General features: G+C 66.2%; 11 protein-coding genes. 2 read left to right on the top strand and 9 right to left on the bottom strand.

Annotated elements, in window-relative coordinates:
* Nucleotides 1-435: 435 nt before the first annotated feature.
* Nucleotides 436-4563: a PAS domain S-box protein gene (locus ACPDIT_RS08135; RefSeq protein WP_423442702.1), complete on the top strand. Its 4128-nt coding sequence runs from the start codon at nucleotides 436-438 to the stop codon at nucleotides 4561-4563.
* An 11-nt stretch (nucleotides 4564-4574) separates the two neighbouring features.
* On the opposite strand, the gene ACPDIT_RS08130 is transcribed toward ACPDIT_RS08135, so the two are convergent.
* The gene (locus ACPDIT_RS08130) at nucleotides 4575-5663 is read right to left on the bottom strand and encodes a pyridoxal-phosphate-dependent aminotransferase family protein (protein WP_423442701.1); all 1089 of its coding nucleotides are present in this window, start codon (nucleotides 5661-5663) and stop codon (nucleotides 4575-4577) included.
* A 203-nt stretch (nucleotides 5664-5866) separates the two neighbouring features.
* Between ACPDIT_RS08130 and ACPDIT_RS08125 the strand changes: the two genes are divergently transcribed.
* Nucleotides 5867-6400 carry a ribonuclease H-like domain-containing protein gene (locus ACPDIT_RS08125; RefSeq protein WP_423442700.1) on the top strand — a complete coding sequence of 178 codons (534 nt, stop codon included), beginning with the start codon at nucleotides 5867-5869 and terminating at the stop codon, nucleotides 6398-6400.
* 343 nt (nucleotides 6401-6743) lie between these two features.
* Here the strand turns inward: ACPDIT_RS08125 and ACPDIT_RS08120 are convergent, their stop codons facing one another.
* The 8 genes from ACPDIT_RS08120 to ACPDIT_RS08085 all read right to left on the bottom strand — a co-directional run bounded on the left by ACPDIT_RS08120 (nucleotide 6744) and on the right by ACPDIT_RS08085 (nucleotide 13629).
* Nucleotides 6744-7433 (bottom strand): alpha/beta hydrolase, encoded by a 690-nt coding sequence (locus ACPDIT_RS08120; protein ID WP_423442699.1) that lies wholly within the window; start codon nucleotides 7431-7433, stop codon nucleotides 6744-6746.
* An 83-nt stretch (nucleotides 7434-7516) separates the two neighbouring features.
* Nucleotides 7517-8377 carry a PIG-L deacetylase family protein gene (locus ACPDIT_RS08115; protein ID WP_423442698.1) on the bottom strand — a complete coding sequence of 287 codons (861 nt, stop codon included), beginning with the start codon at nucleotides 8375-8377 and terminating at the stop codon, nucleotides 7517-7519.
* Nucleotides 8374-9723, bottom strand: coding sequence for an ROK family protein (locus tag ACPDIT_RS08110; protein ID WP_423442697.1), 1350 nt, complete (start codon nucleotides 9721-9723; stop codon nucleotides 8374-8376). Before ACPDIT_RS08110 ends, ACPDIT_RS08115 begins: the two co-directional genes overlap by 4 nt.
* A gap of 317 nt (nucleotides 9724-10040) precedes the next feature.
* Nucleotides 10041-10712, bottom strand: a complete 672-nt coding sequence (locus ACPDIT_RS08105; protein WP_423442696.1) for a class I SAM-dependent methyltransferase — start codon at nucleotides 10710-10712, stop codon at nucleotides 10041-10043.
* Nucleotides 10709-11269 carry a GAF domain-containing protein gene (locus ACPDIT_RS08100; protein WP_423442695.1) on the bottom strand — a complete coding sequence of 187 codons (561 nt, stop codon included), beginning with the start codon at nucleotides 11267-11269 and terminating at the stop codon, nucleotides 10709-10711. Before ACPDIT_RS08100 ends, ACPDIT_RS08105 begins: the two co-directional genes overlap by 4 nt.
* Nucleotides 11262-12023 carry an energy-coupling factor ABC transporter ATP-binding protein gene (locus ACPDIT_RS08095; protein ID WP_423442694.1) on the bottom strand — a complete coding sequence of 254 codons (762 nt, stop codon included), beginning with the start codon at nucleotides 12021-12023 and terminating at the stop codon, nucleotides 11262-11264. The genes ACPDIT_RS08100 and ACPDIT_RS08095 overlap by 8 nt, the downstream gene beginning before the upstream one ends.
* Entirely contained in the window at nucleotides 12020-12628 is a 609-nt protein-coding gene (locus tag ACPDIT_RS08090; RefSeq protein WP_423442693.1) for an energy-coupling factor transporter transmembrane component T family protein, read from the bottom strand. The genes ACPDIT_RS08095 and ACPDIT_RS08090 overlap by 4 nt, the downstream gene beginning before the upstream one ends.
* Before the next feature lie 23 nt (nucleotides 12629-12651).
* Entirely contained in the window at nucleotides 12652-13629 is a 978-nt protein-coding gene (locus ACPDIT_RS08085; RefSeq protein WP_423442692.1) for an energy-coupling factor ABC transporter permease, read from the bottom strand.
* Nucleotide 13630: the final 1 nt, after the last annotated feature.

Below are 13630 nucleotides of genomic sequence, written 5' to 3'. Positions count from 1 at the left end.
GGGCCCCGTACGCGAAGCCGGCGGCGGTCTTGGAGATGGCCGGTATTTTACCCGGATCGGCCGGCGCGGTCCCCTCGACCCGCAACCGTTCTGCACCTGACCCAGCGCCACCGCGCCGTTTGGGGAACTGAGGGTCGCCACGGCGCCGGTTGACAGCGTCCCAACCCGTGTCAGATTGAGCGTGCCAGTGGCATGTGCACTGCCGAGCGCCTCAGCCCGTCCGAGCGCCCCACAAACCCGCCCAACCGGTTTGTGCCGAGCGGAGAACGCTTCGAAGCGCCGGCCGTTGTGTGGAAGGAGGTCGTCGTCGTCTTCCGGAACATTCGCCCGAAGACGTCGTTGCCCCGACGCGACAGAACAGTAGACGGACCGATCTCCACAAATGCTCTCGCGTCACTCCTGGTGCAGCCGCGGAGCGAACGGTGAGACAATGCAATGACTTTTAATGTCGATCTTGCGCATTCTCAGGACCCTGATCCGCAGCGGCCGGAACGCCCCGCCGCGGACTCGCATGGGTTTGACTTGTTCCCCCACCCCTTGGTGCTTCTGGACGCCGGAGGCCGCGTGCGCGACGCAAACGCGGCCTTTTGTGCCCTTACGGGACTGAACAAAGAGGCCGTGCTGGGGCGCAGGTTGGAGCACCTCTGCGACTTCTCCCCAGCCGTTCCGGAACCGTCGCCGGGAATGCCGGTCCCGGCACACGGCCAAACCCCGCCGTCGCGGCTTCGCTTGCGTCGCCCCGACGGTACGGAGACGGTTTGGTGGCTCAGCGTCGTGCCCCTGCCCGACGGCAGCCGGCTGGTGCGGTTTTTGTCGGAACCAGTTGGTTCCACGGCCACGGTCCCCGAGACCGAGGCGCGTTTCCAGACGATCCTCCAGAGCATCGGGGACGCCGTTCTGACCACGGACGCGCATGGCCGGGTGGATTTCATGAACGCGGTGGCCGAGCGTCTGACCGGTTGGTCGGCCGAAGAAGCCCACGGCCGACCCATCGAGGAAGTCTTTCGCATCGTTCACGAGGAGACCGGCCAGCCGGTGGAATCGCCCGTAACGCGCGTCCTGCGGGAAGGCGTGGTCGTGGGGCTGGCCAACCACACCGTGCTGCGCTCGCGCGACGGCCGCGAGATCCCCATCAGCGACGCCGGGGCCCCGATTCGCGACGCGGCCGGCCGGGTCCTCGGAGTGGTCCTGGTGTTTCGCGATCAAACGGCGGAGCGGAGCTGGCAACGCCACCGCGAAGCCGAACGGCAGTTGCTGGAACAGCATGCCGCCGCCCTCCCTCTGGAGGAATGGTTGACCCGCCTGTGCCTGGCTTACGAAAGGCTTCACCCGGGCGCATTGTGTTCGGTGCTGCGGCTGGACCGGCGCAGGCTCTATACCGCAGCCGCTCCTTCCCTGCCCGCAGCCTACTCCAGCGCCATCGATGGCGTGCAGATCGGCCCCTGCGTGGGCTCCTGCGGAACCGCAGCCCACCGGAATGAACCGGTGATCGTGGAAAACATCGCCACCAGCCCCCTCTGGGCCGGCTATCAAGAGCTGGCGGCCACCCACCAGTTGGCCGCGTGCTGGTCCTTTCCCATTCGCGATTCCCGGGGTCGGGTGCTCGGGACCTTTGCGGTGTACTATCGGCAGCCCCGGGGACCCACCGAGGAGGAGTTTCGCACCCTGGAGCGTTGGGCCCATCTGGCCAGCCTGGTCATGGAACATCACCAGACCTTGGACGCGCTTCGCCAAAGCGAGGCCAGGCTGGCGGCCGCCCAGGCCCGGGCCCGGCTCGGGAGTTGGGAGCTGGATTTGATCGAGGGCCGTGCCGAGTGGTCGGCCGAGATGGCCCGGCTCCATTCCTACGACCCGGACAAGCCGGCTCCGAGTTTCGAGGAATTCCTGGAACTGGTGCATCCAGACGACCAGGCACGCCTGCGAGCGGTCCACCAGCGGATTACTCAGGCGCGGGCTCCGTTTTTGATCGAGTACCGCACCCACCCGGACCGCGGGCCCGTGCGGACGATTCAAGCACGAGTGGAGGTGCTGCGAGACGAAACGGGCCGAGCCGTCCGCATCGCGGGCACGTCCCTGGACATCACGGAGCTGAAACGACTGGAAGAGTCGGTCCGGCGCAGTGAGGAGCAGTTCCGGCGGCTCATCCAGTTTGCCCCCGAGGCCATCGTGTTGTTGGACGTGGCCGCCGGCCGATTCGTGATGGCCAATCCCGCAGCGGAGCGTCTGTTCGGAATGCCGGCCCGGGAGCTGTTGCGCCACGGCCCGGTGGAGCTGAGCCCGCCGGTGCAACCGGACGGACAACCCTCCGACCGGAAAGCCCACCAATTCATCGCCGCCGCGCTGGCGGGCGAGACGCCCGCGTTCGAATGGGTGCATCGCAACGCCGAAGGCCGCGACATCCCTTGCGAGGTGCGGCTCCTGCGACTGGAATTCGACGGGCGGACCGTCATCCGGGGCAGCATTCTCGACATCTCCGAACGCAAAGCCGCCGAGGAACGCATCGCCCGCCTGACCCGCACGTATGCGCTGCTCAGCGAGATCAATCAACTGATCGTGCGCGAGCGGGATCCGGCGGTCCTCTTTCAGGGCACCTGCCGAATTGCCGTGGAAACGGGCGGCCTGGCCCTGGCCTGGCTGGGCCGGCGCGTCCCTGAAACCGGTCAGTGGCAGGAACTGGCCAGGGCCGCCACTCACCCGGACGCACCCGAGCTTTGCCGCATCCTCGGTTCAGGTTCCAATCAATGTTGCGCTTTCGTGGAGCGAGCCTGGACCACTCTGGCACCGGCGATCTGCAGCGACCTGCAAACCGCACCGGAGATGGCCCCGTGCCGGGAAGAAGTGCTCCGGTTCGGCCTTCGCTCGGTGGGATGTTTCCCCGTCGTCACCGCGGGCGGCATCGTTGCCGTGTTGGCACTGTTTGCCGATCAACCCGGGTTTTTCGACGCCGACATGCAGCGGTTGTTCCAGGAACTGACGGCGGATTTGGCGCTGGCGCTGGAGAATCTGGAGCGGGAGCGGCAGCGCCAGGAAGCCGTGGCCCAACTGCGTCAAAGCGAAGAGCGGTTCCGCAAGCTCATCGAGAATGCCACCGATCTGATCGCCGTGGTGGATGCTCGGGGAACGATCCATTACGGCAGTCCTTCCGTGACGCGTCTGTTGGGCTACGATCCCGTTGCGCTCGTGGGCCAGTCGGCGCTGCAGTTTGTTCACCCGGAGGATTTGCCCGCGGTCCGGGAAGCCCTGGAACGGGCCGTCACCCGGAAGGACGGACTCCCGGTGGCGGTGAGTTTTCGCATTCGGCATCAAAGCGGTACCTGGCATCACTTGGAGGCGGTGGGGCGGTTCGTGTCCGACCTGGCCCCTGGAGGCGGGATCGTCGTGAATGCCCGCGACGTGACCGAACTGCGCCAACTGGAAGAACAACTGCGCCAGGCTCAGAAGCTCGAGGCCATCGGGCGCCTGGCGGGCGGCGTCGCCCACGACTTCAACAACGTTCTCGCCGTCATCCTGATGCAGACCGAGCTGCTCAGCATGGAGGAGACCCTGCCGGCGGACGTGCGCGATGGCCTTCACCAAATCCGGTCCGCGGCCGAGCGGGCGGCCACCCTGACCCGCCAGCTGCTCATGTTCAGTCGCAAGCAAATCATGCAAACGCGCGAGTTGGATCTCAACGAGCTGCTCACCAGCCTCGTCAAAATGGTCCAACGCATCATCGGCGAAGACATCCAACTCCAACTTCGACTCCACCCCCGCCCCCTCATCGTGCGAGCCGACCCCGGCATGCTGGACCAGGTCGTCATGAACCTGGTGGTCAACGCGCGCGATGCCATGCCCCAGGGCGGCGTGCTGATCCTGGAGACGGATCTGGTGCGTCTCGAGCCCGGGCACCCCGAAGCTCCCGCCGATCTTGTTCCCGGCCCCTATGCCTTGCTGCGCGTCAGTGACACCGGGGTGGGCATTCCGGCCGAGCACCTGGAGCGAATCTTCGAACCGTTCTTCACCACCAAAGAGCCCGGCAAAGGCACCGGTTTGGGCCTTTCCACGGTTTTCGGCGTCGCCAAACAGCACCGCGGCACCGTGACCGTGCGCAGCGTGGTGGGCGAAGGAAGCACCTTCGAGGTTTGGCTGCCCCTTCACTCCACAGAGGCGGCGGCGGGCGAGGCACAAACTCGAACCCGGCCGCCCGGCGGCACCGAAACCATCCTCCTGGTCGAAGACGATGAATCCGTTCGCACGTTGATGCGGGCCATCCTGGAATCAGCCGGCTATCGCGTCCTGGCGGCCTGCGACGCAGCGGAAGCCATGGAAATCTGGCGGGCCCAATCCCCGGAGATTCGGCTGCTCTTGACGGACGTCGTAATGCCCGGGGGGATCAACGGGCACGAACTTGCGGCGCGCCTCCGCCGCGACAATCCCGGCCTCCGGGTCCTTTTCACCAGCGGCTACAGCGCGGAAATGGCAGGACGCGAACTCAACCTGGCCGCCGGCCAGACGTTCGTGCCCAAGCCGGCCAACCCGCATGAACTCCTGGAAGCCGTACGCCGCTGCCTGGATGCCCGCTGAGGAGGCGCGGTTCAGAGCAGCTTCATGGCCTCGTCCATCGCCGCCAGAAGCTCGGCCATGGTTGCCTCGGTCTCGTCGCCCATGTTGGAGATCCGGAAGGTCTTGCCCTTGATCTTGCCGTAACCCCCGTCGATCAAGAATCCGCGCTCCTTCACCAACTGCTGCAGCCGGGGCACATCCACCACGCGGCCGCCCGGCTTGGCCCCGTTGTTCACGCAGGTGAGGGTCCGGGACTCGAACCCCGGCTCGGGGAACAAGGTGAAACCGTGCCGGGCAGCCCAATCACGCACCATCTGGTTGGTTCGGCGGTGCCGCTCGAACCTGGCTTCCAGCCCCTCGGCAAGGATCTCGTCCAGCTTCGCGTCCAGTGCATACACGTGGGCGATGCTGGGCGTGCTGGGGGTCATGTTCTGTTCGGCGTTTTTCTGGAATTCCAGGAAGTCAAAGTAGTAGCCGCGATCCGGGACGGTGGCGGCCCGCTGCAGGGCGGCCTCCGAGCACACAAACACGGTCATGCCCGGTGGCAGGGCAAAGGCCTTCTGCGTGCCCGCCAGCATCACATCGATGCCGAGCTCGTCGAAGGGCAGCTTCACCGCCGACATGGAGCTGACCGTGTCCACGATGAACATCACGTCCGGGTACTTGCGTTTCAGCGCCGCGATTTCCTCGATCGGGCTCATGACGCCGGTGCTGGTCTCGTTGTGGATCACGGTGAGGGCGTCGAACCGGCCCGTGGCCAGCTTCGCATCCACCGCCTCGGCGCGGATGGGGGAGCCCCACGGCACCTGCAGGGGTTCGGCCTCCTTGCCGCAGCGCAGCGCCACGTCGTACCACTTATCCGAAAAGGCCCCGCACATGCAGGTGAGCACCTTGCGCTTCACCAGATTCCGGATGGCCGCCTCCATCACCCCCCACGCGCTCGAGGTGGACAGGTAGACCGGCCGCCTGGTGTACAGCAACTGCTGCAGTTTGGGCTGCAGACGGGCGTACAGGTCTTTGAAACCCTGCCCGCGATGCCCGATCATCGGCTGGCAAAACGCCCGGAAGGTCCGTTCGCTGACCTCCACCGGACCCGGTATGTGCAATTTCACATGGCCCATAGACAACGCACCGCCGGCGCGCTCCTTCGCTCCGGGCGGCTTGCGCGCAAGGGTTTCACAACCGCGGCCCTTTGGCAAGTTCGCGCCATGGTCCGGGTCGTATGACGCCCTCCCGACGAACCCCGCGCACCGCTCTTCGCGCCTCCAGAAGGTGCGCTCCATGCTTGCCTGCACGGCGCCCGGCGGTTTTTCATCCTCCAACCGTGAGCAACATCGTCTATTTCGACCTCGAAACGCAAAAGTCCGCGGGCGAAGTCGGCGGCTGGCACCACATCAGTCGCATGGGCATGAGCATCGGCGTCACCTACAGCACCGCCCGGGGCGAATACCGCATCTACACCGAGGCCGACGTGGACGAGCTGATCCGGGACCTCCAGCGGGCCGATCTGGTGGTCGGGTTTAACATCCTGCGGTTCGACTACGAAGTGCTGCACGGTTACACGCCGCTGGATCTGCGTCAGTTGCCCACCCTCGACCTGCTGGTGAGTCTGCAGGACAAACTCCAGCATCGTCTTTCCCTGGATGCTCTCGTCTCGGCCACCTTCGGACTGGAAAAAACCGCGGAAGGATTGCAGGCCCTCGAATGGTACAAACAGGGTCGGTTGCTCGAAATCGCCGAATACTGCTGCTATGACGTGAAACTGACCCGCATGCTACACGAGTACGGACGCGCGCACGGACATGTGTACTACCGCAATCGCCTGGGTAAAAAACTGAGCATCCCGGTTTCGTGGTGAGCAGGTGTTGAGTACGGGCCGGGGGTGCTCTCCGAGAAACGCGCCTCCGCGGGCAATTCGAAAACCCACCGCACGGGCTCACGTAGCGCCCGACCCGTGGATCCGTCTCACCAGAATCCCGCGCCCCCTCCCACCTGCCCGATTTTTTATGAAGCGAGCACGGCGGATCGTCTGCCGAGCGGTGGCGCCGCAGCCAAGCATCAGGCCGAATCACGCCTTCGCGGGCCGGCTTGGCCGACGCCACCAGCCCCGGGGATGCAACCGGCCGCCGCGCCCCTCACCACGGGGCCTTCGGGCGATCGCGCCATGCCGGCAACCCCGCGCACTCGGGCTCGAATCACGTTCAATCACGCGCCGGTTCGGTGGAAGGATCGCCGCCCGTCCGGCCGGGCGCACCGACTCCCGCCTCCCCGCAACACGACTGGATGAACCTCCGGAGCAGCGCCAGCTCCGTTTCCCCCGCAATGGTGTGAGCCTTTTCGAATTCCACCCATTCGATCGGGATGCCCCCCTGTTGAAGCCGGCGGATCTGACGGCGGGTGGTTTCGATGGGCAGCACATCGTCGTACCGACCATGGGTGGCCAGAATCCGTTGCTGACGCGCCACCGGCGATTGCTCGCGCAGAAGTCCTTCCGGATCGCACACCGCGCCGCTGATGCAAATCACTCCGGCGAATCGGTGCGGATAACGCAGCGCCACCTCCAGGGCCATCAACCCGCCCTGGGAAAATCCACCCACGACCATTTGGTCCGCGGGCCAGCCCCGCTGCTGCAACTCGTCCAGCAGCTCGGCCAACCACGCATAACTGCGACGCACCCCGGGGACGGGATCCCCGAAGATGTCGAACCATGAGTATCCCCCGTAATAGGGGTCCGGAGCATCGGGCAGTGCGTAATGCAGCCACGGCAGTTGCAACGCTGAGGGCAGCCAGAGGTATCCCTCGTGACTGTCGCCCAGGCCGTGCATCATCAGCAACAGCCGCCGTGATTCCGGCTCTGCGGCCGGCAGAAAATGACATCGGAGTCGGGCCATGAATCTTCCGGCGAAAACATCCGTGCGCCCCGGGCTCGCTCCGCAAGGCGCCTCGAGGCAGTTGTCCTGCTCTCAGTTCCGGTTCAGGCGAGCAACTTGGCGGCTGAAACCGTCGCAGGCAACAGCTTTTCCGTCCACGGCGCAGGTTCCCACCGGCCGCCGCGCCACAAACGAAACCGAAACAATTGGGCGAACAGAAAAGAGGGCGCTGCGGCTCCCTGCCCTCCGACCAGTTCCGCCCCGCGCCGCACGTTGTCCATCATCCAGGCCGGCAGGGTCAGATGATAGGGATTCCGCTGGACCTCACCGACGTGAAAGGTGGTGGCGGCGATGAGGTCCGCCAACAGGGAGGGCGCGATCTCCACCATGAGATTCGGATCCTCCATGGCCCCCCAAAACTCCGTCTCGAACACGCGGCAGCCAAAGCCGGGTCCCATGCGGCCCAACGCATCCACGATCAGGTAATGGGTGCCCACATGGGTGGAGTTCCAGTCGCGGTCATGGGGGAAAAAGACCGCCACCGGGTGGTAGCGGTCCAGGAGTTGTGCCATCCGATCCACCATGCTCTGCCAGCGGGTCGGCTCATGCTGACGGGTGCCGACGTGCACCTCCTCGAACCCGTCCGGCGCGCTCAGCTCCAGTTCGTACCCCAGGAACGCACAGGCCTGGCGCAACTCCGCGAGCCGGGCCTGGCGACGTTCCTTCTTTCGTCCCAACGTCACCGCGACGTTCACAATGCGCACGCCCGCCTCCCGGAAGAGCCGCAGGGCCAGTGCTCCGATGATGCTCTCGTCGTCCGGGTGAGGGGCGAAGTACAGTACGCACGGCGCGTCGGGTGCCAAGGGCGGCCGCGCGCAGGGGGTAAATCCGCCGCAGGGCAGTTGCGCGCCCCGTTGCCACCAGCCTTCCAGGTCTCGAATCCATTCGTGATACGGCGTGCTCATGGGATCTCCGTCAGGGGCTGAATTTCCGGCAGGCTCGCCGCGGCGATGGCCTGCCCGTGTCGTTTGAACCGTTCCTCCGGTAAGTGGAGGGACAATCGCGTCGCCAGGGCCGGGAACTCGACGTGCAGGACCTGCCGGGCATGTTCCACCATGACCTGGCCGCCCGGCCCGCTGGTCACGCGGCCCAGCACCAGCACGTGTTCCATGGGATAAAACTCGGCCAGATACGCCAGCTGGTAACCCAGATACGCTCCCAGCGTTTCGTAAATGCGCCGTGCCCGTTCGTCCCCGCCTGCCAGGAGGGCCTGGACATGCCGGAGTTTTTCCGGCAACGACATCGCGGCCGGAACCTCGATTCCCGCCGGCTCCAACAATCGGCCCACCGCCTGCTGCGAAAAGTACTGCGCGCCCACGCCGCAGTCGCCCGACCATTCGTCGCGGGGGGCCTGGGGCTGGAGATCCACCGGGACAAACGCCAGCTCGTTGATCCATGAAGTGAGGTTGCCCTCCCGGTTCACCCAGCCACCCGCAGTGCTGGTCCCCAGGGCGATTCCCAACACGCTCGTGCACCCCAAGAGCATCGACCCGGCCAGGGCCGTGACCTCTCCGTCGTTCATGACCACCATGGGTACGCCGCCCCAGGCCCGCTGCACCTCAAGGAACAAATCCTTCACCCGCCGCTCGAACAGCTCCGGGGGAACCCCTCGAAACAGCGAGGCCACTTTCACGCGATTGTTCACGTACACCCCCGCGGCGCTGCCTCCGATGGCGTCCACCCGCGGCAGGTGCGCGGCAGCCCGACGCAGCGAGTCCATGATACCCTCGTAGTGGTACTGCGGATCCTTCTGAAAATACGGATCCCACGGGGTCTCCTCGCTGAAAAGGACCTCGCCGTCCTTCACTGCAGCCACCTTGCGATCGCTGCCGCCCAGGTCGAACCCGATGCGACAGCCCTCCCAGTGACGACCCAGCCGCAGGCTCGATGCACGCTCGGGCGGCGGATGGCAGGTGGCCACGATTTCCAGGGGATGATCGAACATGCGCCGCGCCACCGTCTCTTCGTCGAACCGGCCGGTCGGGGATTCCCGGTAGTGCCGCTGCAAGGCCGCCACCAGTTCCGGCGGGCCGTCAATGTGAAGTCGCCAGCCACCCCGCGACCAGAGCAGCGTTTTCACCACCCGCTCCAGCACGGGGAAGTTCGCGGATGCCCGCGGATCGTCCGCCGGAAACATCCACATCCGATGATGCGAGACGAGGCCGTCCAACTGTTCCAACGCCAGGGTGACGGGACGGGCCCCGGGCGTTTCGCTCGCCGCTTCGAGAAACTTTCGGTATGCCAGCGCCATCGGACGAAAGCCGGGGTCCAGCGGCGGGCGCACTCGGGGAGCAACCGACAGCCATGTCTCCGACCACTGCATCGCGCCTTTTCCACTACGCGGGGCACCCGGTCCAAGGCAATGCCGTCCGCAGACCGGCCTGCTAGCAACGCCAGGAAGGGCCGTTCACTCGAAGCACCCCCGCGGGGGCAATCGGCCCGAGGCCACGCCCCGGACCTCGCAGGGACGGGCCCAAACGGGCACACATGCCTCGGATCGAACTCCGGTGAGGTGAGCCCCCCGGCCCGGCCGGTTTCCCTGAACGGCCGCTTTGGGAGACACACCGGCTATTCGTTCAACCGACCGCTGACGAACAGATGACGATCGCTGATGACTTCGACCGTGAAACCGCCCAGCCCGGCCGCACGCAATTGGGCGCTTACTTCCGCCGGCGTAAACGCCGCCAGTAGCGAGCGGTAAAAGTCGCGCCGCAAGACCTCCGGTGCCCCGGCCGCGTACCGTTCCGTGAGCCGGCGGGCTTCTTGAACGGTGCGCGGCCGCCGCAAATCCGCCACCATCACCACCGTGCCGGTGCCTCCGTATTGTCGTACGGCGTTCCACAACACCATCGGATCCGCCAGATGATGCAGGAAGCTGGTAGCCAGGATGACGTCATACGGCCCCCGGGGCAATCGTGCTCCCGGCAAACGACCCAACCGGTAGCGAATCCGCGCCCGCAGATCGGGCCAGGGTTGCGTCAACCGGCGAGCCTCGCGGAGCATCGCCGGCGAGCCGTCCACGGCCACAATCTCGTACCCGGGGCACGCCCGCGCAAAACGTCGCGTGACATCCCCGGGGCCGCATCCCAGGTCCAGGGCACGGCCCCGGGGCGGCAGATCGGGGAACTTTTCCAGCAACAAAGCGACGTAGCGGCTGTGCGGCTCGGGAAAGTCGGCCTCCGCGTATGCTCGGGCCTGCGCCCTCTCGGTCATCAGCTCCGGTTCGAGTACCCGTTTCATCGTTCCACCCGGTCGCGGTCCGTGCGACGAGCCCGGGCTCTCGACCGCCCCCGGGGCGCCGGAGCGCCCTCCCATGCGCTGTTCGCCAACAGAATTTCCAGCAGGCACTCCAGTCCCGCCTGATCTTCGGCATCGAAGCGCCCCGGTTCGGGACTGTCCATGTCCCAGACCCCCAACAAACGGTCTCCCACAATCAGCGGGATGACGATTTCCGACCGCGAAGCCGGGTCGCAGGCGATGTGCCCGGGAAAGGCCGTCACATCCGGCACCACAATGGTGGCACGGCGCGCTACGGCCGTGCCGCACACGCCCTGACCGGGTCGGATCCGCGTACAGGCGGGTTTGCCCTGAAACGGGCCCAGCACCAACTCACCGTCCAACCACCGATAAAACCCCACCCAGTTGAGCCGGGGCAAACCATGGTAGAGCAGCGCCGCGGTGTTGGCGGCGTTGGCCAGAAAATCGCGTTCCCCCGCCAGCAAACTTCGCAAGGCTTCCGCCAGTGCCCTGTACCGGGCGGGCTTGGAACGCGCGGACAACCGGGGCATTTCAAACATGGTTGGGATGGGGATGAACGTGTTGCAGAATGTGCGGCCGCTCCAGGCCGTGGGCCAGCATGAACGCCTCGTCGTTCAACAACTCCAAGGTCGCCCCGTCGGCCACCAGGCGACCTTGATCCAGAATCAAGCAGCGCGGACACAACTCCACCGCCAGCTCCAGGTCGTGCGTGGCGATGAGCTTCGTGCCGGGCAACCGACGCAACAAGGCCTTCAATTCCCGCCGCCCCCGCGGATCCAATCCGCTGGTCGGCTCGTCCAGCACCAGGATGGAAGGCTCACATGCGAGCAGACCGGCCAGACACGCCCGTCGTTTCTCTCCGTGACTCAGATGATGCGTCGCGCGGTCCCCCAGCCCCGCCAGCCCCACCGCGGCAAGCGACCGTTCCACGCGCGCGCGTACTTCCGACTCGGGCAGGCCAAGTTGGCGCGGACCAAATGCCACATCTTCCGCCACCGTGGCACAAAACAGCTGATCGTCCGGATCCTGAAACAACAACCCCACCTGCTGCCGAATCCAGGGCAAATGCGCCGGCTGAACCGGCCTGCCCAGGATTCGCACCTGTCCGTTGGCCGGCCCCTCCTCGGGCAGGATGCCGTTCAAGTGGAGCAGCAGTGTCGATTTGCCCGATCCATTCGGCCCCAACAAACCCACGCACTCCCCCACCTCCACCCGAAAACTCACACCCCACAAGGCTTCCGTCCCGTCATGGTAACGGTAGCACAGATCCCGAACCTCGACGGCTGCAGTCATGACCACCCTCGCGCCAGCATCGCCTGGTAAATGCGGCCGGCCCGCGCCAGCGCCCGCACAAACAAATGCCCCACCACCGAGGCCTGGATCTCCCACACCCGACGCCGCACCGGCCGGAACGTCCGACTGGCCCGCGCGCGCCGCATCCGTTCCATCTCCTCCAGCAACACGAACAAATATCGGTGCATCAACGCCAGGGTGCTCACCAACAGGACCGGCACACGCAACCGCCGGGCCAGGCGCAACATTTCCCCAAACGGCGTGGTGTTGGCCAGAAGAATCACGGTCACCAAACTCGTCACCGCCTTGCCCGCCAGCACCCACCACGGAGGTCCCCCTGTCGGCCGCCACATCCCCGTCACCAACACACCCAGCACGAAGGGCGACAACCACAGCAAACGCCCCAGCACGAAGCCCAACGGCAGCCGACTCTTCCACCAGGCCCAGGCCAAAACCAGCCACACCGGCCCGAACCAGAACAGGGTCAAGCGGGGCTGGACCACAGTGCCCAACAGAATCAGCATTGCGCCGGCCAGCTTCGCTTCCGCCGGCCAGCGGTACACGCCACTGACCGGCCGTGGGTGGATGTGTCCGGGCAAACGCATCGGTTCCCGTCCGCAGGGTCGGGTCACACGAGCGGCGACGCCTCGGGCGGCTTTTGCCCGCCAGCCCGGCGACTCTCGGTCCGCGCGAGAGTCCGACCCAGCCACATGGCCAGCCCGAACACCACGGCGGTCCCCACCAAGCCGGCCATCCCCACGGCCAATGCGGACCACGGAATGCCGGGCAGCTCGTAATCCGGGATCGGCGCCCAGGCCGCCGTCGTGGCCCGCTCCGCAAATCCGAACCTCTCGGCCACCCGCTCCAGCCCGTCCGGCCAACTCGACGCCCACGGCGCCAGCAACACTGCCAAAACCAAACTCACGCCCAATCCCCAGGCCCACACCGGCTCGGCCCTTCGCCCCACGCCCGTGAACACGGTCCCTTCTCCCAGGTCGGGGCGCACCTGCATCACCGCGCGATACACCAGGGCACTGATCAACCCCTCCGCCAGCCCGATCACCGCGTGAATCCCCACCATCGCGGGGAGCGCCACGGAAAGGGCCACCGTGCGCGACCAGGCCAGCTCCAGTGAGCATGCCACCGCTGCCAATACAATGGAACACCACGCCCCGAAAGCCACACCGGCCACCCGACCCGCCATGCCGCGCATCCAACGACTCACGCCACGGTACACCACCCATCCGCTCACCGCCCCCACGACGCCCAAATTCAAAATGTTCGCCCCCAGGGCTGTGACCCCGCCATCCGCAAACAACACGCATTGCACCACCAGCACCGTGGTCAGCACCACCACCGCGGCCGCCGGCCCCAACAGGACCGCCACCAGGGTTCCCCCCGCCAAATGTCCGGAGGTCCCGCCCAGCACGGGAAAATTCACCATCTGCGCCGCAAACACGAACGCCGCACTCAGGCCCAGGAGCGGGACGCCCGCAGGGGAGAGCTGGCGTCGCGCCTCGCGCAGGGCCAGGGCGACCGCCCCGGCTGCCAGGGCCGAAGTGACGCCCACGGTTTTCGCATCCAAAAAGTTGTCCGGAATGTGCATG

The sequence above is a fragment of the Limisphaera sp. VF-2 genome (genome assembly GCF_049537125.1).
In the GTDB taxonomy this organism is placed as follows: Bacteria; Verrucomicrobiota; Verrucomicrobiia; order Limisphaerales; family Limisphaeraceae; genus Limisphaera.
Note: the sequence above shows the minus strand (reverse complement) of the source record. Positions and strands in the feature narration are given on the sequence as shown.